Source organism: Azospirillum sp. UENF 111221, assembly GCF_058780625.1.
The window spans coordinates 2,232,614-2,255,479 of record NZ_JBSNCH010000005.1; the positions used below are offsets into that span (position 1 = coordinate 2,232,614).

Genomic DNA, 22,866 nt, shown 5'->3' on the forward strand with positions numbered 1-22,866 from the left:
ACAAGACGGGCGCACCACCGGCGTCCACCCGGCCCGGATATGGGCCGGGTGGACGCCGGAGACCGCGCGATCCGTTCTTTAGGAAGCGGCCTTCTCGGCGTCCAGCTTCTTGACGACGTCGACCAGCGTCTTCACCGCGTCGACGGAGTTCTGGAACATCGCCTTCTCTTCGTCGTTCAGCTCGATCTCGATGATCTTCTCGACGCCGCCGGCGCCGATGATCGTCGGGACGCCGACGTAGAGGTCGTCCTGGCCGTACTGGCCGCTCAGGTGGGCGGCGACCGGCAGAACGCGCTTCTGGTCCTTGAGGTAGGACTCGGCCATCTGGATGGCGGACGCGGCCGGGGCGTAGAAGGCCGAGCCGGTCTTCAGCAGCTTGACGATCTCGGCGCCGCCGTCACGGGTGCGCTGAACGATGGCGTCCAGCTTCTCCTGCGTGGTCCAGCCCATCTTGACCAGATCGGGCAGCGGGATGCCGGCGACGGTGGAGTAGCGCACCAGCGGGACCATGGTGTCGCCGTGGCCGCCCAGCACGAAGGCGGTGACGTCCTCGACCGAGACGTTGAACTCTTCGGCCAGGAAGTAGCGGAAGCGGGCCGAGTCGAGCACGCCGGCCATGCCGACCACGCGCTCCGGCGGCAGGCCGGACGCCTGCTGCAGCACCCACACCATCACGTCGAGCGGGTTGGTGATGACGATGACGAAGGCGTTCGGGGCGTACTTGCCGATGGCCTCGCCGACGGTCTTGCAGACGCCGCTGTTGATGCCGATCAGGTCGTCGCGGCTCATGCCCGGCTTGCGCGGGATGCCGGCGGTGACGATCACGACGTCGGCACCCTCGATGACCGAGTAGTCGTTGCCGCCGGTCAGGCTGGCGTTGAAGCCCTCGACCGGGGAGGTTTCGGCCAGATCCAGCGCCTTGCCGGCCGGCATGCCTTCGGCGATGTCGAACAGGACGACGTCGCCCAGTTCCTTCTGAGCGGCGAGCAGAGCCAGCGTGCCGCCAATCTGGCCGGCACCGACGAGCGCAATCTTCTTGCGAGCCATGGAGCGTTCCCTAAAACGTTTGAGCGTCCCCCATTCAGCGGGAGACTAGAACCGTTGGTCATTCTAACGTCTTAGGGATCCAGCGCCCCGAGATTTCGGAAGCGTAGGTAGCGCGTTTTGTCGCGGAGGGCAAGCATGACCGCAAGCGGGGCATTGCAGCGTTGCGTCGCACCCCCGATGATCCTTTCCAAACGCCGGAGCGTTCGGCTTTATACGTATGGTTCGCGTCCGGTCCTTACCTTGTTCGCAGATGGTCGAAGGAGAGCGCAGATGGCCAAGCTCGTGGCCCGTTTCATTCCCGGTCTGACCATGTCGCTGGCGCTTGCCGCCGGTGTCCTGGGGGCCGGTGCCGCCCAGGCCCAGACGGTCGGCGATTATACCGCCGCCATGGCCGCCGCCCCGATCACCGATCCGGCTGCGGAGGCCAGCGCCGCCTATTGCCGGCCGCTGACCAACTATGTCTACACCTCGATCCCCGACAACCAGCGCTCCAGCTGGGTGCTGCCGCTGGTGACGCTGGACGGGGCGCAGTCGGCGGAGACGGCCGCCAAGCGCGACGCCTGCCTGAAGGTGCGCCAGCAGGCGCTGATCGCCTTCGACGCCGGCACCGGCGAGCAGATCGTCACCCCGGCCGAGGCGATGGAAGGCCCGACCGACCGCGGCCCCTATTACAAGGAGCCGTCGCCCGACGCCCCGATCCCGCACACCGGCCGCGCCACCCCGCGCCAGCCGATGCCGCGCGGCGGCGTGCAGTAAGGACGGTCTCCGGGGGGCGCCTCGCCCCCCTTACGGCCCGACGCCGTAGCGTTCCAGGTGGCGGGCCATCTCGGCGGGGGACAGCGGGAAGCCGCTGCCCTGCCGGGCGTTCAGCATCGCCCGCGGGTGGATGCCGGCTGCCCGCGCCTGGATCTGCATGGCGCAGCGCATCGACAGGCCGGCGCGCCAGACCAGCGCGGTGACCGCCTGCGGGTCGTGGGCGTCGAGGATCAGATCCACCACCTCCGGCGCCACGCGGGCGCGCAAGGTCAGTGCCGTCCGCACGAAGCCGGTCTCGTTCCACGACATCGCGTCGCTGAGCGCCGTTTCGTCGAGCTTCCCCTGCCGGTGCAGGCGGACGGCGCGGCGTTCCGGCGGTTCTGCCGAGTCGGGCGCCTCGGCCCAGTCGATGCGGCGGCGGGTGGTCGCGGCAATCTCCGCCACCGTGGCGTCGTCGAGATCGCCGCGGCGGCGCAACGCCTCGACCACCGCCAGATCGACGAAATCGGCCAGCCGCAGCGCCAGCCGGCGGGGCAGGGCCGGGCGGCGGGCCAGCTTTTCCCGCCAGTCGGGATGGTGGGCCGACTGCTCCACCAGCGCTTCCAGAGTGGGTTCGGCGATCACCGCACCGCTGTTGTCGAGGAGGATGCCGGTCGCCTCGGCATGGCCGCTGCCGGCGATGGCGTCGGACAGGGCGGCGCCGATGCTGTGGCGCCGGGCGATGGCCGACAGCGCCCAGCCGGCCGGCGCCGCGGCGACGATGTCCAGCAGATCCTCGTCGCCCAGCGCCGCGCAGCAGCGCAGCACCGGCTCCGCCACCGAGCGTTCGACATCGCGCGCCAGCGTCGCCACCACCGAGGGCGGGGCGCAGGCGATGTCCTTGATCGCCGTCGCCAGCGCCTCGCGCACGCGGACGATGTGGTCGCGGGCCAGCTGTTCCAGCGCGCGGGTGGCGACGGTGCTGACGGTGTCGGCCCCGCCCGGCGGCAGGTCGGGCAGCAGCCGGCAAAGCTTGCGGGCCAGGGTGGAGCGCACGTCGGCATCGCCCATGCCGGCCAGCCGCGATTCGACCAGGACGTCGCCGACCTGACGGGCGACGCCGCGTCCGGGTTGGGGGGCGTCTGCGGGGGGCGATTCCGGCACCGGTTCCGGCGACTCGGCGAACAGATAGTCCATCAGCTCGGGCGCGACGCCGCACTCCGTCTCCGGCGGGAGATGGGCGGAGGGGCGGGAGGGGGAGCGCCGGGCTGTCACCGGACCTGAAGCCTTGTGGTTGGGCCGCGGCCGGAGCGGAGCGGCAACGGTGGGATCATGCGGACCATCGAAACGCCCCCCTGGTTAACGGCCCCCTAATTCGGCGGCCGTGCTCCCTGTGATATCTCTCCGGAATTGCAGCGGACCTCAGCGCCGCTTGGCCGCCGGGGTGCTGCCCAGCATGCTGCGCTGCGCCAGCATCGGGCGCGGCATCTGCCGGCCGCCCAGCACGCGGACCGGCACGGATTGCTCCTGCCGATGCTTGTCGAACTGATCGAAGATGCGCAGCAGCGTCTCCGCCGTGCCCTCGCCATACTGGATGTCGGTGCGGGCGCGGCCCAGTTCCGTGCGCAGCCCGTCGCGCAGCCGGCCGAACAGCGCGTCAAACAATGTCTGGAAATGCTCCTCGGCGAAGACGAAATGGCGCTCGCGCAGCTGGTCGGTCATCCGCCGCATGAAGGTCTGGCGCTGCTGGTGGAACTGCCGGAAGCGCAGCATCACCCGGATGAAGGGCGTGTCGGCCAGCACCGCCAGCGTTTCCTCATGCGCCAGCCGCTGCCAGACCTCGGCATCGCGGTCGGTCCCCAGCCGGTTGAACAGGGCGATGACGCTGGCGTTCATCGCTTCCCATTCCTTCTCGTAGAACAGGGCGGTCAGGGTCGATTGCAGGCCGGGAAGGATCACCTGTGGAAAGCTGGCGCCGGTGATCGGATCCATGCTGTCGGGCAGCCGGTTGCGCAGGGCCGAAACCATCAGGCGGGTGACGAAGTCGCGGCGGCGACCGCCGGCCCCGATCTGCGGAGGCTCCTCCCCCATGGTTCCGGAACCGCCGCCGCAGCCGCCGCAACTCGACGCCGTGCAGGATTGGCAGATCGAGGCGAACAGCGGCAGCACCGACGGCCAATGCGCCATCATCAACCCCATGGCGCGGGTGAACTCCTCGCGCGACAGGACGCCCTTGGCGGTGAATTGCGGCTCCAGCGCCTCCTGAAAGGTGCTGACCAGAGCCTGTGCCGTGCGGTGGTGGCGTTCGAACGGCGGCTGATCGGCGGTCATCCCACGCCCTCCCTCCCGGTGCATCCCAGCCGGCCGGCGAGTGGGCCGGTAGCGGTTACCGGAACAATTTATCCGGTATTTTATCTATCCTGGCTGTGACGGCCGTCACAGGGGGGACGGGACTGGGAAGGGAAGGGATGCTGCGGGCAAAAAAGGGCCGCGTCCCAAATGGGCGCGGCCTTTAGTCTAGGGAGGAAACGCACTGCAAAATGCAGTAACGAGGCGGAGTTTAAGCCCACAGCCGTGTTAGCGGTACCACGGTTTTCGTATTGGTGCGGTGCGACATCCGCATAGCGCGGTATGGAATAGAGTTTGGTTTGCCCAGCCCCTATGCGGGGAGGCAGTTTTCTGCCCGTTTCATGGGCAATTTGCCGCTTGCGGGTTGGGCGAACGGTCAAATTTGAAAATCATCGCGCCTGTGAATGTTCGCAAACGAAAAGGGGGCGTCTCGCGACACCCCCTTTCCCCATCCGATGCGGACCGCAGCGTCAGGCCGCCAGCTTCTCGCGGATCAGTGCCTTGGTTTCCTCGATGCCGTAAAGCTGGATGAAGGAGCCCATGCGCGGGCCGGTGGTCTGGCCCAGCAGCACCTCGTACAGCGCCTGGAACCAGGCGCGCAGCTCGGTGAAGCCGTGGGCCTTGCCGACCTCGAACACCTCGTTCTGGATGACGTCGGCGCGGGCGTCGGCCGGCACGCTGTCGAGCTTGACCAGCAGATCCTGCAGGGCCGCGCGCTCTGCGTCGGTCGGCGCGCGGAACTGCTTGGTCGGCTTGACCTGATCCTGGTAGTAGCGCACGGCATAGCCGACCATGCTGTCGAGGAACGGGCTGTTCTCCGGCGTGGCGTCGGGCGCGTAGCGGCGGATGAAGCCCCACATGGCGTCCTTGGTCTCGGCATTCGCCGCACCGGCCAGATTGAGCAGCAGGTTGAACGACACGTCGGAGCGCACCGCCGGCGGCTTGCCGTTGTGGATGTGCCAGGCCGGGTTCTCCAGCTTCTTCGCCGGCTCCTCGCCATGGACCCTGTCGACGAAGGTCAGATACTCGTCGACGGCACGCGGGATGACGTCGAAATAGAGGCGCTTGGCCGACTTCGGCTTCTGGAACATGTAGAGGGCGAGGCTTTCCTGCGGCGCGTAGGCCAGCCATTCCTCCATCGTCAGGCCGTTGCCCTTCGACTTGGAAATCTTCTGGCCCTTGTCGTCGAGGAACAGCTCGTAATTGAAGCCTTCCGGCGGGGTGCCGCCGAGGATTTTGCAGATCTTGCCGGCGAGATCGGCCGACGGGATCAGGTCCTTGCCGTACATCTCGTAATCGACGCCGAGGCCGAACCAGCGCATGCCCCAGTCGGGCTTCCATTGCAGCTTCACATGGCCGCCGGTGACCGGCAGTTCCACCTTCCTGCCGTCCTCGTCCTCGAAGACGATGGTGCCGGCATCGGTGTTGCGCTCCAGCATCGGCACCTGGAGCACCCGGCCGGTCGAGGGGGAGACCGGCAGGAAGGGGCTGTAGGTGGCCTGACGCTCCGCACCCAGGGTGGGCAGCATCACCGCCATCACCTCGTCGTAATGGCGCAGGATGCCCAGCAGCGCCTCGTCGAAGCGGCCCGACTTGTACCAGTCGGTGGAGGACTGGAACTCGTACTCGAAGCCGAAGCTGTCGAGGAAGGCGCGCAGCCGGGCGTTGTTGTGGGCGCCGAAGCTGTCATGCGTGCCGAAGGGATCGGGCACCTGGGTCAGCGGCTTGCCGATATTGGCCGCCACCATCTCCTTGTTGGGGATGTTGTCGGGCACCTTGCGCAGCCCGTCCATGTCGTCCGAGAAGCAGAACAGCTTGGTCGGAATGTCGCTCATGGTCTGGAAGGCGTGGCGCACCATGCTGGTGCGCGCCACCTCGCCGAAGGTGCCGAGATGCGGCAGGCCCGACGGACCATAGCCGGTCTCGAACAGGACATAGCCTTTGGCGGGCGGAGCTTTCGCGAAGCGTGCGACCAGTTTGCGCGCCTCCTCGAACGGCCATGCCTTCGCCTGCAACGCCAGATCCCGTTCGCCGGTCATCGTCGGACCCTTTCGAAACCACAAAGATAAAGTTGGGAATGAGGGCAAAGACCCTAGGGCCGGCCGGGCGTGGCGTCAACCTTGGGCGTCCGGCCCGGCTGGCACGGATGTCCCGGCGGGGGACGTCTTTGGTGGGTCTTGCGGCACCCTTTCGCCCGGTCCATCCTGCGCCCCCCGCGGAATCGGCCTTGCGGGAGTTGGCGGGGTTTTGGCGCGATGAGCTGGCTCTATCTGGTTGTGGCGATCCTGTTCGAGGTCGTCGGCACGTCGGCGATGAAGATGTCGGACGGGATGACGCGGCTCGGCCCGGCGGCGGTCGTGGTGGTGTGCTATGGCATCGCTTTCCTGCTGCTGGCCAAGGCGCTGCGCAGCATGGAGGTCGGCATCGCCTATGCGATCTGGTCGGCGACCGGTACTGCCGCCATTGCCGCCATCGGCGTCTTCGTGTTCGGCGAATCGCTGACGGTGATGAAGGTGGTCGGCATCCTCCTGATCGTCGCCGGGGTGATCAGCCTGCACATGGCGAGCGGGCCGGCGTGAACAGAGATAGTTAGGCATTGACCTAAGTATTTTTCGCCGGTAGGGTGCCGTCATGGATGCGGCACTCGACCTGACCTTCCGTGCGCTGGCGGACCCCACGCGCCGGGCGGTCGTCCAGGCGCTCGGGCGTGGCCCGGCGACGGTGGGCGACCTCGCGAAACCCTTCGACATGGCTTTGCCGAGCTTTCTCCAGCACTTGAAGATGCTGGAGGAGAGCGGACTCGTCGAAACGCGGAAGGTCGGCCGGGTGCGCACCTGCACGCTGAAGCCGGAGGCGCTGACGGCTGCGGAACGCTGGCTGGACGCCCAGCGGAGCCTCTGGACCAAACGGCTCGACCAGCTGGACAGCCTCGTGCTGGACCTGAACGAACGGGAGGACGGGACACCATGACCGCTATGGATTTCAATCCGCAGCTCGACCTTGAACTGAAGCGCGAGGTCGCGGTGCCGCCGCGTCTGGTCTGGCGGGCCTGGACCGAGCCGGAGCTGCTGATGAAGTGGTTCACGCCGGCGCCCTGGCGCACCACCGCCTGCGAGATCGACCTGCGGCCCGGCGGCAAGTTCCGCACGGTGATGGAAGGGCCGAACGGCGAGAGGAACGACAGCACCGGCTGCTTCCTGGCCGTGGAGCCCGAGCGGCGGCTGGTCTTCACCGATGCGCTGGGGCCGGGCTTCCGCCCCACCGGCGGCGGTTTCATGACCGCGTCCGTGACCATCGAGCCGTCGGCCGCCGGCACGCTCTACACCGCCGTCGCCTTCCACAAGGACGAGGTGGCAAAGACACAGCATGAGGAGATGGGCTTCCATCACGGCTGGGGCGCGGCACTCGACCAGCTCGTCGCCCTGGTGAAGGGCCTGTAGAAACAGGGGCTGCCTACACCCCGACCCTGCCTAAACCCCGACCTTGAACGGGTTCACCTGCCGGGCGGCGCGCTCCACCGCCTCGGCGGGGCCGGGGCGGCCGAGGAAATAGCCCTGGGCGAAGTCGCAGTTCAGGCCACGCAGGGCCTCCAGCGTCTCGGCGTCCTCCACGCCCTCCGCCACGGCGGTCAGGTTCAGGCTGTGGGCCATCTGGATGACGGCGGCGGTGATCTTGGCGCTGTCGTGGTTGCGGGTGAGGTCGGCGACGAAACCGCGGTCGATCTTCAGCTTGTCCACCGCCAGACGGCCGATGTAGGACAGGTTGGAATAGCCGGTGCCGAAATCGTCGATCGACACCTGCACCCCCATCGCCTTGATCCGGCGCAGATTGTCCATCACCAGGTCGGTGTTCTGGATCAGCATCGATTCGGTCAGCTCCAGCTCCAGCAGAAGCGGGTCGAGCCCGCTGTCGGTCAGCGCCCGCGTCACCGTGGCCACGAGGTCGCCGCGCTGAAGCTGCAAGGCCGACAAATTGACCGCCACCGACAGCGGCAACCCCTGGGTATGCCACTGCGCCGCCTGCCGGCAGGCCTCGGTCAGCACCCAGGCGCCGATCGGCACGATCAGGCCGCTGTCCTCGGCGATCGGGATGAAATCGCCGGGCGGGACCATGCCCTTGTCCGGGTGGTTCCAGCGCACCAGCGCCTCGGCACCGGTCACGGCGCCGGTCTCCAGGCTGACCTGCGGCTGGTAATGGATCAGGAACTCCCCCCGCTCCAGCGCGCGGCGCAGGCCGCTGCGGGTGGACAGATGCGCCACCGCCTCGGCGTTCATCGCCTCGGCATAGAAGCGGTGGGTGTCGCGGCCGGCCGCCTTGGCGTGGTGGAGCGCGGTGTCGGCGTTCTTCAGCAAGGTGGCGAAATCCTTCCCGTCGGCCGGGGCCATGGCCACGCCCGACGACAGGGTGAGGATCAGTTCCTGCCCGCCGACCTGGAAGGGGGCGGCCATCGCCTCGTGCAGGGAGGCGACGGTTTCCACCACCGTGTCGATGTCGGGCTTGCCGGACAGCAGCAGGATGAACTCGTCGCCGCCGCCGCGGCTGACCGTGTCGGTCTCGCGCACCGCCGCCTTCAGCCGGTCCGCCACCGCGCGCAGCAGCGCGTCGCCGACGGCGTGGCCCAGGCTGTCGTTCACGGTCTTGAAGCGGTCCAGCCCGCAGGCGACCAGCGCCACCAGCCGGCCATTGCGCTCGGATCGGGCCAGGGCCTGCTCGGTGCGGTCCTGCACCAGGATGCGGTTGGGCAGCAGGGTCAGCGCGTCGTGGCGCGACAGATACTCCATCCGTTCCTGCGCCGCCTTGCGCTCGGTGATGTCGCGGACCAGGACCAGCAGCCGGCGGTCGTTGCCGTCGATCACGGCGCGCCGCATGCTGACCTCCGCCCAGAACAGCGACCCGTCCAGCCGGCGGGCATGCCATTCGAACAGCTGCGGTTCGCCGTCCGCCGCCTTGTGGATCCGGGCGGCGGCGTCGCCCCGCGTGTAGGGCGGCACGCCGGAGCTGAGCTTCTCGACGGTGAGGTCGGACAGCGGGACGCCCTCCACCCGGTACATCTCCCGCATCCGGCGGTTGACCTCCAGGATGGAGCCGCCGTCCAGATCGTGGATGAAGATGGCGTCGGTGACGCTGTCGAAGATGGTGCGGACGCGCTCCTCGCTGGCGGTCAGGGCGGTGACCGCGGTGCGCAGGCTCTCGGTCTTGCTTTCGACCTGCCGGCGCAGCAGCAGGACCCAGACCAGAGCCCCGGCGCCCAGGACGGCCACCCCGGCCAGCAGCTTGACCAGCAGGTCCATCGTCTGCGGGCTGACCATGCCGGTGAGGGGGCGGCCGAGCCAGCGCTCCTCCACCGCCTTGCGCTCCTCCGGGGCGATGCGGGCGAAACCGTCGGCGATCAGGCGGAACAGGGCGGCGTTGCCCTTGCGCACCGCCCAGTGCAGTTCGCCGGTGTAGAGCGGCTCGGTGTAGCGGAAGCGACCCTGCACCCCGCGCTTGGTCATGTAATAGCGGGCCGAGGGGTCGTCCATGCAGAAGACGCGGGTTTCCTGGCGCGAGGCGGCATCGACCATTGCCTCGAAACCGGGATAGCGCTGGAAGGCGGTGATGCCCTGGTCGGTCAGCCATTCGATGCAGAAATCGCTGTCCTTCACCCCGACCGTGAAGGCGCGCAGCGACTCCACCCCGGTGATGCCGCTGAGGTCGGCGCTGAACCAGATCGGCACGTCGACGCGGGCATAGGGCTTGGAGAAGTCGTAGATCGCCTCGCGGGCGCTGTTGCGGAAGATGGTCTCAATGACGTCGGCGTCGCCCTTGTCCATCGCCTGCCGGGCGAGCCCCCAGTCGAGCGGCATCATCCGCACCGGGATGCCGGTCTTCTGCGACCACAGCATCCACATGTCCCTCACGATGCCGACATGGGTGCCGTCCGGCGTGTGGAAGCTGTAGGGCGGGTAATTGTTGTCCAGCGTCACCCGGATCTCGGCCGGGCGGGGGCCGGCTTCCGGAAGCGGGGCCGGCACCGGCGTGTTGATCGCCGCCGCCGGGTCGCCGGCCAGAAGCGACAGCAGGAGGATCGCCAGCAGCCGCAAGACCGCGGTCCGCGCGCCGCGGATCGCCATGGGCCTCCCCTTGGGCCTCATGGAGGCGCCCCGGGCGGAACAGTCGATGGACAGCGCATGGCGGACATGGACATGGCCCTTGCCGAGGTCATGGACAGCGCAGGCGTGTGAGGCCATCTCCTCACCGCCATCGCCAGCTTATCCAAGAGGGTAACCCGTTCGACAAGCTGCGGCAACGAAGGGTTCTCGCGCGCTTGTGACAAGCTCCCGCAGCGATGGCAGCCGGCGGACGCGCCCGGCAGGAGGTCAGGGAGAGCGGTCGGCGGGCGGGGCGGCGGGCCGGGGGGTGGGCTGAGTGCCGGCCCGGTCGTTCGCCCGGTCGTTCGCCTGGGCGCGCAGGGCGTCGCGGATTTCCTCCAGCAGCTGTTCCTGCCGCGGCGGGGTCTTAAGCGTTTCCTTGTGCAGGATGTGCAGCCGGTTGACCTGCCGGACGATCAGGAACAGGGCGCCCGACACGATCAGGAAATTGATGCAGGCGTTGATGAAGCGGCCATAGTTGACGGTGGCCGCACCCGCCTGTTCGGCAGCCTGGAGCGAATTGAACCGGCCGCCGGACAGGCTGAAGAAATAGTTGGAGAAGTCGATGCCGCCCATGACCCAGCCGATGGGCGGCATCAGGATATCCTTGACCAGGGAATTGACGATCCCCGTAAAGGCGGCACCGATGATGATGCCGACCGCCAGCTCCACGACATTGCCGCGGCTGATGAATTTCTTGAACTCTTCGAACATGGCGTCCCGTTTCTCCGTGGTCACGCAAGGGAAACGGGGTGGGGCAAGGATGGTTTCATGAAGGGTGGGGGAGCCCGCAGGCCCCCCGCCGAACAGCCCTCAGGCCATGCGGCCGTGGCAGTGCTTGAACTTCTTGCCGGAGCCGCAGGGGCAGGCGGCGTTGCGCGGGGTATTCTCCATCACGTCCGCCGGCAGCGGCTGGTCCTCCGGCGTGCCGATCAGCGAGGAAGCGGGCGAGGAGGCGCGGACCATGCCGTCCGGCAGGGCTTCGCCATCACCGGTGCCCATGGCGCCGGCCCCCATGGCGGCCATCGCCAGCGCCGGGTCCATGCGGCCCTCGTGCATCTCCTGCATCTGGCGGGCGAACAGCTCCTCCTGCGACGGCGCCATGCGGATTTCGACATGCATCAGGATGGTGGTGACCTGCTCGCGCAGCGCCATCAGCATGCTGTCGAACAGCTCGAAGGCCTCGCGCTTGTACTCGTTCAACGGATCCTTCTGGGCATAGGCGCGCAGGTTGATGCCCTGGCGCAGATGGTCGAGCTGGAGCAGGTGGTCCTTCCATTCCTGGTCCAGGATCTGGAGCAGTATGCTCTTCTCGACATGCCGCATCGTCTCGGCGCCGTAGGCCTCCTCCTTGTCCGCATATTTGCGGTCGGCGGCCTCGCGCACGCGCTCCTCGATCTCCGGCTCGGCGATGCCCTCTTCCTTGGCCCACTCCTGGACCGGCAGGTCCATGCCCAGCACGCGGTTGACCGCCTCGTGCAGGCCGTCGATGTCCCACTGCTCGGAATAGCTGTTCGCCGGGATCGCCGTCGACACCATGTTGGCGATGATCTGGTGGCGCATCTCGCGGATTTCCTCCGCGATGTCCTCGCTCTCCATTACCTCGTGGCGCTGCTCGTAGACGACCTTGCGCTGGTCGTTCATGACGTTGTCGAACTTCAGCAGGTTCTTGCGGACCTCGAAATGGTGCGCCTCGACCTTCTGCTGCGCCTTTTCCAGGGCCTTGTTGATCCAGGGATGGATGATCGCCTCGCCCTCCTTCAGGCCGAGACGCTGGAGCATGCTGTCCATCCGCTCCGACCCGAAGATGCGCATCAGGTCGTCTTCCAGCGACAGGAAGAACTTCGAGGTGCCGGGGTCGCCCTGACGGCCGGAACGGCCGCGCAGCTGGTTGTCGATGCGGCGGCTCTCGTGACGCTCGGTGCCGATGACGTAAAGGCCGCCGGCCTGCTTGACCTTCTCGCGCGCTTCCGCGATCTCGGCCTCGATCTGAGCGATGCGGGCGTCGCGCTCGGGGCCTTCCGGAACGTCGGCCAGCTCGACCTCGATCCGCATCTGGAGATTGCCGCCGAGCTGGATGTCGGTGCCGCGGCCGGCCATGTTGGTGGCGACCGTCACCGCGCCGGCGCGGCCGGCTTGCGCCACGATGTAGGCTTCCTGCTCGTGGTGGCGGGCGTTCAGGACGTTGTGCGGGATGCCGCGCTTGTTCAGCAGCTCCGACAGCAGTTCCGACTTCTCGATCGAGGTGGTGCCGACCAGGACCGGCTGGCCGCGCTTGCGCGCGTCCTCGATCAGGTCGGTCATCGCGTGGTACTTCTCGGTCGCGGTGCGATAGACCTCGTCGTCATGGTCGATGCGCTTGACCGGGACGTTGGTCGGCATGTCGACCACTTCCAGCCCGTAGATCTCGCCGAACTCCGCCGCCTCGGTCAGCGCGGTGCCGGTCATGCCGGCCAGCTTCGGGTAGATGCGGAAGTAGTTCTGGAAGGTGATGGAGGCCAGCGTCTGGTTCTCGCGCTGGATCGTCACCTTCTCCTTGGCTTCCAGCGCCTGGTGCAGGCCTTCGGAGAAGCGGCGGCCGTCCATCATGCGGCCGGTGAACTCGTCGATGATGACGACCTTGTCATCCTTGACGATGTAGTCCTTGTCGCGCTGGAACAGCATGTGGGCGCGCAGCGCCTGCTGCGAATGGTGGACCAGCGCCACGTTCTGGATGTCGTAGAGCCCGCCGGTCTTCAGCAGACCGGCCTCGGCCAGCAACTGCTCCATATGCTCCTGGCCGGCTTCGGTGAAGCTGACGGTGCGGTGCTTCTCGTCCTTCTCGTAGTCCTCGGCCACCAGCATCGGGATCAGCCGGTCGACCTGGACATACATCTCGGACGAATCGGTCGAGGGGCCGGAGATGATCAGCGGCGTGCGCGCCTCGTCGATCAGGATCGAGTTCGACCTCATCGACGATGGCGAAGTTGAAGGGCCGCTGGACCAGTTCCTCCAGCCGGAACTTCATGTTGTCGCGCAGATAGTCGAAGCCGAACTCGTTGTTCGTGCCGTAGGTGATGTCGGCGGCGTAGGCGGCGCGCCGCTCGTCGTCGTCCAGCCCATGGACGATGCAGCCGGTCGACAGGCCGAGGAAGCCGTAGACCCGCGCCATCCAGCCGCTGTCGCGCGAGGCGAGGTAGTCGTTCACGGTGACGACGTGGACGCCCTTGCCTTCCAGCGCGTTCAGGTAGACGGCCAGCGTGGCGACCAGCGTCTTGCCTTCGCCGGTGCGCATCTCGGCGATCTTGCCGCTGTGCAGCACCATGCCGCCCATCAGCTGCACGTCGAAATGGCGTTGGCCCAGCACGCGCTTGGCGGCTTCGCGCACGGTGGCGAAGGCATCCGGCAGGATGTCGTCCAGCGTCTCGCCCTTGGCCAGCCGGTCGCGCAGCCAGTCGGTGCGACCCTTCAGCTGGTCGTCCGACAGCACGGCGACCGACGGCTCCAGCGCGTTGATCTGAGCGACGGTCTTGTGCAGCGCCTTGACCGCGCGCGTGTTGGCGGTGCCGAAAATCTTGCGGGCGAGAGCGCCGAACATGAAAACCTCGGGAGTAAAGCGGAATGTGGGCCAGCCTATCGACGGGTCTCACATAGGACTATGGCAAGGCGCTGTCAACGAGACCGGGCCGGCGGGGGCTCCGTTGCGGCATTTGCGCAGACGGCAAGGCGGGGCGGCGGGGCCGCCCGGCATGACCGCCCGGCATGACCGTTTGATGAATTCGCGTCCAGAAAGCGCCGCGGCGGTTGGCCGGCGGCGGCGGGGGCTGGTATCCCCTGCGGCGGAACACAGCTAATGGGCGGTGGCCGCGCCGCGGGACAATGGGGACCCTTGCCCCGCGCGGCTTAGCCATGCTTAATCCCCTGCGGAATCGGGCGCGGAGCGGCGGATGGCTCCGATGCCGCAGACCATGCGAAACGGGCGCCGGCCCATCGGCCGCCCATTTGTGAAGCATCCGCCGGAAGGAAACAGACACGCCATGGTTCAACGAGTGTTCCGCACCGCGCTCCTGTCGGTTGCCGCCTGTGGCATCGCGCTGGCCGCCCACGCCCAGACGCCGGCTCCCGCCACCCCGGCGCCGGCCGCTCCGGCCCCGGCCGCCGCTGCTCCGGCTCCGGCTCCGGCCGATCCGGTGGTCGCCCGCGTCAACGGCGAGGAGCTGCACAAGTCGGACGTCACCCGCATGGTCTCGCAGCTGCCGCCGCAGGTGCAGCAGATGCCGATCGAGATGATCTATCCGGCGGTGATCGACCAGCTGGTCAGCGGCAAGCTGGTCTCCTCGGCCGGCTACAAGGCGGGTCTGGCCGATTCGGCCGAGGTGAAGGACGAGATCAAGCGCGCCGAGGAGCGCGCGGTGCAGCGCGCCTACATCCAGAAGGAAATCAAGGCCCGCGTGACGCCCGAGGCGCTGAACAAGGCCTATCAGGACTACCTGAAGGAGAACCCGGCGCAGGAGGAGGTCAAGGCCGCCCACATCCTGGTCGAGAAGGAAGACGAGGCCAAGGCCATCATCGCCCAGCTGAAGAAGGGCGGCGATTTCGCCAAGCTGGCCAAGGAGAAGTCCAAGGACGCCGCCGCGGCGGCCCAGGGCGGCGACCTCGGCTACTTCACCAAGGACGCGATGGTCGAGCCCTTCGCCAACGCCGCCTTCGCCATGAAGCCGGGCGAGATCAGCAAGGAGCCGGTCAAGACCCAGTTCGGCTATCACATCATCAAGGTCGAGGACAAGCGGACCCAGCCGCAGCCGACGCTCGACGAGGTGAAGCCGCAGCTGGAGCAGACCCTGTCGAAGGACATGGTCACCGCGCTCGTCGAGGAACTGCGCGGCAAGGCGAAGATCGAGACCTTCCAGCTCGACGGCTCGCCGATGCCGAAGGAAGAGCCGGCCGCCGCTCCGGCCACCCCGGCCCCGGCGCCTGCCGCTCCGGCGGAACCGGCGAAGAAGTAAGCATCGGCATTCAGACCCCCGTCGTCCTTTTCCCGACATAGACGGAGAAAAGGGCGGCGGGGGCCTGACGCCTTGCCGTTTTCATCGTTCCACCACGCCACCACCACTCCCCACCACGGGAATTTCCGTCATGGCCACGACCCTCTCCCCCTTGGCTCCCGCCAGCTTCCCGACGTTGCCGCCCATCGCGGGCGTGCGCATCGCCACGGCGAACAGCGGCATCCGATACAAGGGCCGCGACGATCTGCTGCTGGCCGTGCTGGATCCCGGCACCAGCGTGGCGGGCGTGCTGACCCGGTCGTTGACCTGCTCGGCCCCGGTGATCTGGTGCCGCGACAGCCTGCCCAAGGGGTCGGCGCGCGCCGTGGTGGTGAATGCCGGCAACGCCAACGCCTTCACCGGCAAGGCGGGCGACGCCACCGTGCAGGCGACGGTCAACGCCGCCGCCGAGCTGGCCGGCTGCGCCCCGGACGAGGTCTATATCGCGTCGACCGGCGTGATCGGCATCCCGCTGGCCGCCGACGCCATCGGCAAGTGCCTGGCCCCGATGGCCCCGAGCCTTGCCGCCAATTCGGCCGCCTGGGAGAAGGCCGCCCGCGCCATCATGACCACCGACACCTTCCCGAAAGGGTCGGTGCGCACCGCGACCATCGGCGGGACGACGGTGACCATCGCCGGCTTCGCCAAGGGCTCCGGCATGATCGCGCCGGACATGGCGACGATGCTGGGCTTCGTCTTCACCGACGCCGCCATCGCCGCCACCGCGTTGCAGGACATGCTGTCGGAGTTCACCGAGCGCACCTTCAACGCCGTCACCGTCGATGGCGACACCTCGACCAGCGACACGCTGCTGCTGTTCGCGACGGGCAAGGCCGGCAACGCCCCGGTGGCGAGCGCCGATGCCGCCGAGCTGGCGGAATTCCGCGCCGCGCTGGAGGATCTGCTGCTCGATCTGGCCCTGCAGGTGGTGCGTGACGGCGAAGGCGCGACCAAGTTCATCGCCATCACCGTGCGCGGCGCCGACAGCGACGCCGCCGCCAAGCGGATCGGCATGACGGTGGCGAACTCGCCGCTGGTCAAGACCGCCATCGCCGGCGAGGATGCCAACTGGGGCCGCATCGTCGCCGCCATCGGCCGCGCCGGCGAGCGCGCCGACCGCGACCTGATCAGGATCACCGTCGGCGGCACCCTGATCTGCGCCGAGGGGATGGAAGTCCCGGGTTACGACGAGACGCCGGTCACCGCCCACATGAAGGGCAAGGAGGTCGACATCGACATCGACCTCGGCCTCGGCAAGGGCACGGCGAAGGTGTGGACCTGCGACCTGACCCACGGCTACATCGACATCAACGGCAGCTATCGCAGCTGACGCTCTGACGGAGCCGATGGTTTGACAGGCGGCGGAGCGGAGCCCTGGCCCGGCAGCGTGGCGACGCCGCGGCTGCTGCTCCGCGCCTTCCGGCATGAGGATGTGCCGGATTTCGTGCCGCTGATCGGCGACTGGGAGGTTGCGCGCTGGCTCGCACGGGTCCCGCATCCCTACTCGGTTGCCGACGGGCATGACTGGGTGGAGCTGGCGGCGCGGGCCCATGCCGATCTCACCGCTCTCGCCTTTCTGGCGGTGCGGGTCTCCGACGGCGTGCCTGTCGGCAGCGTCGGGTTGCAGCCGGACCTTGACCGGCCTGATGGTGCCGAGATCGGCTACTGGGTCGGCACGCCGCACCATCGCGCCGGCTATGGGCTGGAGATGGTGACCGTGATGCTGGGGATCGGTTTCGGTCCGCTCGGCCTGTCGCGGATCTGGGCCGCCACCGATCCCGACAACCTGCCGTCCCAGGCCTTGCTCCGCAAAGCCGGTTTGCGGCGGCGGGGCGAACGCCGGCAAGACTTTCCCGCCCGCGGGCGAAGCATGTCGGCGCCCTGTTTCGAAATCACCGCCGCCGAGTGGCCGGCCCGCCGAGAAGGTTCCGCATGACCGCCTGTTTCGATCCCAGCTCCACCCCCGCACCCGGTTCGCTGCCGGTTCTGCTGGTCGTCGCGGTGGCGCTCGTCGATGCCGACGGGCGCGTGCTGCTGGCCCAGCGTCCGCCCGGCAAGTCGCTGGCCGGCCTGTGGGAATTCCCCGGCGGCAAGGTCGATGCCGGGGAGACGCCGGAAGCGGCGCTGGTGCGCGAGCTTAAGGAGGAACTGGGCATCGACACGGCGGCCAGCTGCCTCGCCCCCTTCACCTTCGCGTCGCACAGCTACGAGCGCTTCCATCTGCTGATGCCGCTCTATGTCTGCCGGGTGTGGGAGGGCGACGTGATGCCGCGGGAAGGGCAGACGCTCGCCTGGGTCTATCCGAACCGGATGGGCGATTACCCGATGCCGCCGGCCGATGTGCCGCTGGTGGCGATGCTGCGGGATCTGCTGTAACGACGATACCGCGCGTTGAAAAACGGGTGGCGCGGCTGTATATTTTTCGGAGGTGGCCGGCGCGTGTTGCTGCACCCGCCGGCACGCTTCCAGTGCTTAGCGCCGGATCAGGCGGATTTCGGTCCGCCATCTCCGCCACTGGAGCACCAGGAAGAACGGCATCTTCTTCATGCCACCTTCCTCCTTCTGAAACGGCGGATGGACCACCCATCCGCCGTTTTCAGTTTACACGCGGGCGATGAGCAGGCGCCAAACTTTCACACCAATGTGTGGTGGTGCCGGTGAAGGTCCGACCTTTGTTCCCGGCCGCGTCCCTTTGCGGCTTTGCCCTGGGGGCGATCTGTGCGACATGATGGGGCGTTGAGACGACAAGCCGGATCTCCGGCACCACTTTCCTGAACCGCATCGGCGTGGATTCGTTGTTTTCCTACGGCAATCTGGGTGCGTCGGACGATGCGCCCGGTCAACCGCCGGCCACGGCGCTCGACGCGCTGCGGACGGTGTTCGGTTACGACTCCTTCCGTGGCCAGCAGGCCGACATCATCGACCATGTGGTGCGCGGCGGCGACGCGCTGGTGCTGATGCCGACCGGCGGCGGCAAGTCGCTGTGCTATCAGATCCCGGCGCTGGTGCGCGACGGGGTGACGGTCGTGGTGTCGCCGCTGATCGCCCTGATGCGCGACCAAGTGACGGCGCTGCGGGAACTCGGCGTGCGCGCGGCCTTCCTCAACTCCTCCCTCGGTCCGGCCGAGGCGCGGGAGGTGGAGCGGGCGATGGTGCAGGGCGAGATCGACCTCGTCTATGTGGCACCCGAACGGCTGGTGACGCCGCGCTTCCTCGACCTGCTCGACCGCACCCGGCTGGCGTTGTTCGCGCTGGACGAGGCGCATTGCGTGTCGCAGTGGGGGCATGACTTCCGGCCCGAATATCTGCAGCTGTCGATCCTGCACGAACGCCACCCGACGGTGCCGCGCATCGCGCTGACCGCCACCGCCGACGTGCAGACCCGCGCCGAGATCAAGGACAAGCTGGGGCTGACCGACGCCCGCGTCTTCCTGTCCAGCTTCGACCGGCCCAACATCACCTACCGCGTGGTGCCGAAGAAGAGCGAGCGCCAGCAGATGCTGGCCTTCCTGCGCGACAACCATCCGGAAGACGCCGGCATCGTCTATTGCATGTCGCGCAACAAGGTGGAGGAGGTCGCGGCCTGGCTGAACCAACAGGGCCGCGAGGCTCTGCCCTACCATGCCGGGCTGCCCGCCGAGACGCGCGAGGCCAACCAGGACCGCTTCATCAAGAGCGAGGGTCTGGTGATGGTGGCCACCGTCGCCTTCGGCATGGGCATCGACAAGCCGAACGTCCGCTTCGTCTGCCACCTCGACCCGCCAAAGAGCCTGGAAGCCTATTATCAGGAAACCGGCCGCGCCGGCCGCGACGGGCTGCCCGCCAACGCCTGGATGGCCTACGGCATGGCCGACGTGGTGATGCTGCGCCAGATGCTGGAGCAGTCCGAGGCGGGCGACAGCCACCGCCGGGTCGAGCGCGGCAAGCTGGAGGCCCTGCTCGGCTTCTGCGAGACGTCGGACTGCCGCCGTCAGGTGCTGCTGAACTATTTCAACGAGACGCTGCCGGAGCCCTGCGGCAACTGCGACACTTGCCTGGACCCGGTCGAGACCTGGGACGGCACCATCGCCGCGCAGAAGGCGCTGTCGGCGGTCTACCGCACCGGGCAGCGCTATGGCGCCGGCCATTTGATCGACGTGCTGGTCGGCAACGCCACCGAGAAGGTGGTGCAGCAGAACCATGACCAGTTGAAGACCTTCGCCGTCGGCAAGGACATGACCAAGGTCGAATGGCAGTCGGTCTACCGCCAGCTTGTCGCCACCGGGCTGCTGACCGTCGATCTGGAGGGCTATGGCGGCTTCCGCCTGACCGATGCCGGGGTGGCTGTCATCAAGGGGCAGCGGGTGGTGAAGCTGCGCAAGGACCCGGTGCTGGAACGCCGCCGCGGCGTCCACGACGCTCTGCGCCGCCACACCGCGCGGGGCGGGTCGGTCGGCGGCGGCTCGAGCGGGGAGGGGGTGTCGCGCTCCGGCGCCCGCGGAGCGCTGTCGGCGGCCGACGACGCGCTATGGCATGCGCTGAAGGACTGCCGCACCGCGCTGGCGAAGGCCCAGAGCGTGCCGCCCTATGTGATCTTCCACGACAGCACGCTGTTGGAGATGGTGGCCCAGCGCCCCCGCGACCACGCCACCTTCGCCCATCTGCCGGGGGTCGGCGGCCGCAAGCTGGAACGCTACGCCGACGCCTTCCTGGAGGTGATCCGGCAGCACGGGTAAGGCTTTCGGGCGCATGGCAGGTTTGAGGACGGGCGGCCGATTTTTCCGAAATTCACCGCTTGCATCCCACGAAGCACCTCGCTATGTTCCGCGCCACAACGACGCCGCAGTAGCTCAGGGGTAGAGCAACTGATTCGTAATCAGTAGGTCCGGGGTTCAAATCCCTGTTGCGGCACCAGTTTCTTCAAGGGCTCGGCAAGCAATTGCCGGGCCCTTGTTCGTTTCCGGGGTGTTGCGCGGCTTTCCGTTATGGCGCTGGTCAGTCGAGTGCTTGGCGGTTGCCATAAACAACTCGGGCGCCGCATCCCCCGACACGGCGCCCGCCCCTCGACCCGTCAATGACCGTCAGCTTTACTCCACCGGGTAAGGCGGCCTCGTGTAACCGGCCGGCGATAGGGTGAAGATCTCCGCACCGTCCGCCGTCACGCCGATGGAATGCTCGAACTGGGCGGACAGCGACTTGTCCTTGGTCACGGCCGTCCAGCCGTCGCCCAGGATCTTCACGTCGGGGCGGCCGGTGTTGATCATCGGCTCGATGGTGAAGATCATGCCTTCCCGCAGGACCAGCCCTTCGCCCGGCTTGCCGTAATGCAGGACCGACGGCGGCTCGTGGAAGACGCGGCCGACGCCGTGGCCGCAGAAGTCGCGCACCACCGAGAAGCGGTGGGACTCCGCGAAGGTCTGGATGGCGTGGCCGATGTCGCCCAGCGTGGCGCCCGGCTTCACCGCGGCGATGCCGATCATCAGCGCGTCATAGGTGACGTCGACCAGCTTGCGCGCCTTCACGCCGACGTCGCCGCACAGATACATGCGGCTGCTGTCGCCGTACCAGCCGTCGACGATCGGCGTGACGTCGATGTTCAGGATATCGCCGTCGACCAGACGCTTGTCGCCGGGAATGCCGTGGCAGACGACGTGGTTGACCGAGATGCAGTTGGCCCGCGGAAAGCCGCGATAGCCCAGCGGGGCGGGGATGCCGCCATGGTCGCGGATGAACTGCTCCAGCAGGCGGTCCAGCTCGCCGGTGGTGACGCCCGGCTGCACATAGGGGACGATATAGTCCAGTGCCAGCGCGGCCAGACGGCCGGCCTTGCGCATGCCTTCGAATCCCTCCGGACCATGAAGGCGGACGCGGTTGGATTCGACGTGATCCTGTTCCAAGACGAAAGCCCCTATGCCAGGTAACCAAAAGCCGGATGCCGAAGGCCTGCTGCCGCGACCCTAAAGCCGGATCGGCAGCGGCCGGTCCAATTCAATCGATTCGGGCGTGATCGCGCAAGACCAGCATAGCGCCTCCACACCCGAATCCAGTGCACGGCGCAGCCCGTCATGATAGGCCGGGTCGAGATCGGCCGCCGTGCGGAAATGGGAACAATCGCCGCGCTGGACAAGGTAGAGCATGACCGCGCGGCAGCCCTGCGCCACCATCGCCGCCATCTCCTCCAGATGCTTGGCGCCACGGGCGGTCACGCAGTCCGGGAATTCGGCGGCGTCTCCATGCGGGCCGCCGGGGCGGCGCAGATGGACGTTCTTGACCTCTACATAGGCGGGAGGCCTCATAGAAAGGTGATCGGCGCCGGGCCTGGCCGGGTCGTCCTCCAGCAGCACGTCGATGCGGCTGTTGCGGCCGTATTTCACCTCGCGCCGCAGCCGGTCGTAGCCGGCCAGCTCCGGGATGGTGCCGGCCGATATCGCGGCGGCGACCAGGGCGTTGGGGTGGCCGGTGTTGACGCCGACCAGCCCCTCGCCCCAGGGGGCGGCGGCCTCCACCAGCTCCAGCGTGTAAGCCAGCTTGCGTTTGGGATTGTCGGAACGCGACAGCCAGACGGCGGAGCCGGGACTGTCCAGCCCGATCATGCTGCCGGAATTGGGGACATGCACCGTCACCTCCACCCCGTCCAGTAGGACGTCGGCGAGAAACCGCTTGTAGCGGCGGATCAGGCGGCCTTGAAGAAGGGGGGTGGGAAAGCGCATCTTGGCGGCGACGCTACCCTTGGCCTTCCCGCCCGACAAGAGCGTTCCGATGGAGACCCCCGCCAGATGACGTCCGAAGCTGCTGCAAACGAGACCGGAGCCAACCCGACCGCCGCCGTGCTGGTGATCGGCAACGAGATCCTGTCGGGCCGCACCAAGGACGCCAACCTCGGCCACATCGCCGAGAAACTGACGGAGATCGGCGTGCGGCTGCGCGAGGCCCGCGTGGTGCCGGACGTCGAGGAGGAGGTCGTCGCCGCGGTCAACGCCCTGCGCGCCCGCTACACCTATGTCTTCACCACCGGCGGCATCGGCCCGACCCACGACGACATCACCGCCGCCTGCGTCGCCAAGGCGTTCGGCGTGGCGCTGGAGCGCAATCCGGAAGCGGTCGCCCGGCTTGAGCGCCATTACGCCGCCGGCCAGCTGAACGAGGCAAGGCTGCGCATGGCCAACGTCCCGGCCGGCGGCATCCTGATCGACAACCCGATCAGCCAGGCGCCGGGCTTCCAGATCGGCAACGTCTTCGTCATGGCCGGCGTGCCCAACATCATGCGGGCGATGCTGGACGGCATCCTGCCGCGTCTGGCCGGCGGCCCGGCGCTGCATGCCCGCACGGTGGCCTGCGAACTGGGCGAGGGCGTGATCGCCGCCGAGCTGTCGGCCCTGCAGGACCGCCATCCGGCATTGGAGATCGGCAGCTATCCTTACTTCCGCCACGGCTTCTTCGGCGTCAGCCTGGTGCTGCGCGGCACCGACGAGGCGGAGGTGACGGGTGCCGCCGACGAGCTGGCGGAGATCATCCGCGGCCTTGGCGGCACGCCGACCGTCACGGTCGGTACGAAAGGATAGTGGCGGGTATGACGGCCGCTCTGACGGGGGATATGTCGG

At 67.9% G+C, this 22,866-nt stretch carries 18 protein-coding genes, 1 tRNA gene and 1 pseudogene; 11 read left to right on the plus strand and 9 right to left on the minus strand.

Annotated elements, in window-relative coordinates; genetic code table 11:
• Positions 1–78: 78 nt before the first annotated feature.
• Positions 79–1,047: a malate dehydrogenase gene (mdh, locus tag ACWPN3_RS25260; protein WP_042699729.1), complete on the minus strand. Its 969-nt coding sequence runs from the start codon at positions 1,045–1,047 to the stop codon at positions 79–81.
• Positions 1,048–1,317: 270 nt separating this feature from the next.
• Here mdh and ACWPN3_RS25265 point away from each other — a divergent pair, with 270 nt between their 5' ends.
• A complete protein-coding gene (locus ACWPN3_RS25265; RefSeq protein WP_492239915.1) occupies positions 1,318–1,803 on the plus strand; it encodes a hypothetical protein in 486 nt (161 codons plus the stop codon).
• Between the two features lie 30 nt (positions 1,804–1,833).
• Here the strand turns inward: ACWPN3_RS25265 and ACWPN3_RS25270 are convergent, their stop codons facing one another.
• From ACWPN3_RS25270 to ACWPN3_RS25280, 3 genes are all read right to left on the minus strand, one after another.
• Positions 1,834–3,057, minus strand: a complete 1,224-nt coding sequence (locus ACWPN3_RS25270; RefSeq protein WP_492239916.1) for a DUF2336 domain-containing protein — start codon at positions 3,055–3,057, stop codon at positions 1,834–1,836.
• Positions 3,058–3,204: 147 nt separating this feature from the next.
• Entirely contained in the window at positions 3,205–4,113 is a 909-nt protein-coding gene (locus tag ACWPN3_RS25275; RefSeq protein WP_492239917.1) for a hypothetical protein, read from the minus strand.
• A gap of 488 nt (positions 4,114–4,601) precedes the next feature.
• On the minus strand, positions 4,602–6,170 hold the full coding sequence (locus ACWPN3_RS25280; RefSeq protein ID WP_492239918.1) for a lysine--tRNA ligase: 1,569 nt from the start codon (positions 6,168–6,170) through the stop codon (positions 4,602–4,604).
• Between the two features lie 216 nt (positions 6,171–6,386).
• On the opposite strand from ACWPN3_RS25280, the gene ACWPN3_RS25285 reads away from it, so the two are divergent.
• Genes ACWPN3_RS25285 through ACWPN3_RS25295 form a run of 3 tightly spaced genes read left to right on the plus strand, consistent with a single transcriptional unit; the run spans position 6,387 to position 7,571 of the window.
• The gene (locus ACWPN3_RS25285; RefSeq protein ID WP_109449673.1) at positions 6,387–6,710 is read left to right on the plus strand and encodes a DMT family transporter; all 324 of its coding nucleotides are present in this window, start codon (positions 6,387–6,389) and stop codon (positions 6,708–6,710) included.
• A gap of 52 nt (positions 6,711–6,762) precedes the next feature.
• The gene (locus ACWPN3_RS25290) at positions 6,763–7,101 is read left to right on the plus strand and encodes an ArsR/SmtB family transcription factor (protein ID WP_109449671.1); all 339 of its coding nucleotides are present in this window, start codon (positions 6,763–6,765) and stop codon (positions 7,099–7,101) included.
• Complete coding sequence (locus ACWPN3_RS25295) at positions 7,098–7,571, plus strand: SRPBCC family protein (protein WP_109449669.1); 474 nt, start codon at positions 7,098–7,100, stop codon at positions 7,569–7,571. Before ACWPN3_RS25290 ends, ACWPN3_RS25295 begins: the two co-directional genes overlap by 4 nt.
• Positions 7,572–7,601: 30 nt before the next feature.
• Here ACWPN3_RS25295 and ACWPN3_RS25300 read toward each other — a convergent pair whose 3' ends face one another.
• From ACWPN3_RS25300 to secA, 3 genes and pseudogenes are all read right to left on the minus strand, one after another.
• Positions 7,602–10,361 (minus strand): EAL domain-containing protein, encoded by a 2,760-nt coding sequence (locus ACWPN3_RS25300; protein ID WP_492239919.1) that lies wholly within the window; start codon positions 10,359–10,361, stop codon positions 7,602–7,604.
• Between the two features lie 129 nt (positions 10,362–10,490).
• Positions 10,491–10,976 (minus strand): large conductance mechanosensitive channel protein MscL, encoded by a 486-nt coding sequence (gene mscL / locus ACWPN3_RS25305; protein ID WP_492261803.1) that lies wholly within the window; start codon positions 10,974–10,976, stop codon positions 10,491–10,493.
• Between the two features lie 99 nt (positions 10,977–11,075).
• Positions 11,076–13,839: pseudogene (secA, locus tag ACWPN3_RS25310) on the minus strand (preprotein translocase subunit SecA).
• Between the two features lie 439 nt (positions 13,840–14,278).
• Here secA and ACWPN3_RS25315 point away from each other — a divergent pair.
• The 6 genes from ACWPN3_RS25315 (at position 14,279) to ACWPN3_RS25340 (ending at position 20,179) form a co-directional block, all read left to right on the plus strand.
• Complete coding sequence (locus ACWPN3_RS25315) at positions 14,279–15,247, plus strand: peptidylprolyl isomerase (protein WP_492261804.1); 969 nt, start codon at positions 14,279–14,281, stop codon at positions 15,245–15,247.
• Between the two features lie 130 nt (positions 15,248–15,377).
• The gene (argJ, locus tag ACWPN3_RS25320) at positions 15,378–16,616 is read left to right on the plus strand and encodes a bifunctional glutamate N-acetyltransferase/amino-acid acetyltransferase ArgJ (RefSeq protein ID WP_492261805.1); all 1,239 of its coding nucleotides are present in this window, start codon (positions 15,378–15,380) and stop codon (positions 16,614–16,616) included.
• Positions 16,617–16,637: 21 nt separating this feature from the next.
• Positions 16,638–17,222: a GNAT family N-acetyltransferase gene (locus tag ACWPN3_RS25325; protein ID WP_492239923.1), complete on the plus strand. Its 585-nt coding sequence runs from the start codon at positions 16,638–16,640 to the stop codon at positions 17,220–17,222.
• A complete protein-coding gene (locus tag ACWPN3_RS25330; RefSeq protein ID WP_161958144.1) occupies positions 17,219–17,662 on the plus strand; it encodes a (deoxy)nucleoside triphosphate pyrophosphohydrolase in 444 nt (147 codons plus the stop codon). Before ACWPN3_RS25325 ends, ACWPN3_RS25330 begins: the two co-directional genes overlap by 4 nt.
• A 410-nt stretch (positions 17,663–18,072) precedes the next feature.
• A complete protein-coding gene (recQ, locus tag ACWPN3_RS25335; protein ID WP_492239924.1) occupies positions 18,073–20,001 on the plus strand; it encodes a DNA helicase RecQ in 1,929 nt (642 codons plus the stop codon).
• A gap of 103 nt (positions 20,002–20,104) precedes the next feature.
• Positions 20,105–20,179: transfer RNA gene (locus ACWPN3_RS25340), tRNA-Thr, on the plus strand.
• Positions 20,180–20,352: 173 nt separating this feature from the next.
• On the opposite strand, the gene map is transcribed toward ACWPN3_RS25340, so the two are convergent.
• Positions 20,353–21,162, minus strand: a complete 810-nt coding sequence (gene map, locus ACWPN3_RS25345) for a type I methionyl aminopeptidase (RefSeq protein ID WP_109449657.1) — start codon at positions 21,160–21,162, stop codon at positions 20,353–20,355.
• Positions 21,163–21,222: 60 nt separating this feature from the next.
• Positions 21,223–21,975 (minus strand): DNA/RNA nuclease SfsA, encoded by a 753-nt coding sequence (gene sfsA, locus ACWPN3_RS25350; RefSeq protein ID WP_492241367.1) that lies wholly within the window; start codon positions 21,973–21,975, stop codon positions 21,223–21,225.
• A 66-nt stretch (positions 21,976–22,041) separates the two neighbouring features.
• Between sfsA and ACWPN3_RS25355 the strand changes: the two genes are divergently transcribed.
• The gene (locus ACWPN3_RS25355; protein ID WP_492239925.1) at positions 22,042–22,827 is read left to right on the plus strand and encodes a competence/damage-inducible protein A; all 786 of its coding nucleotides are present in this window, start codon (positions 22,042–22,044) and stop codon (positions 22,825–22,827) included.
• Positions 22,828–22,866 lie beyond the last annotated feature (39 nt).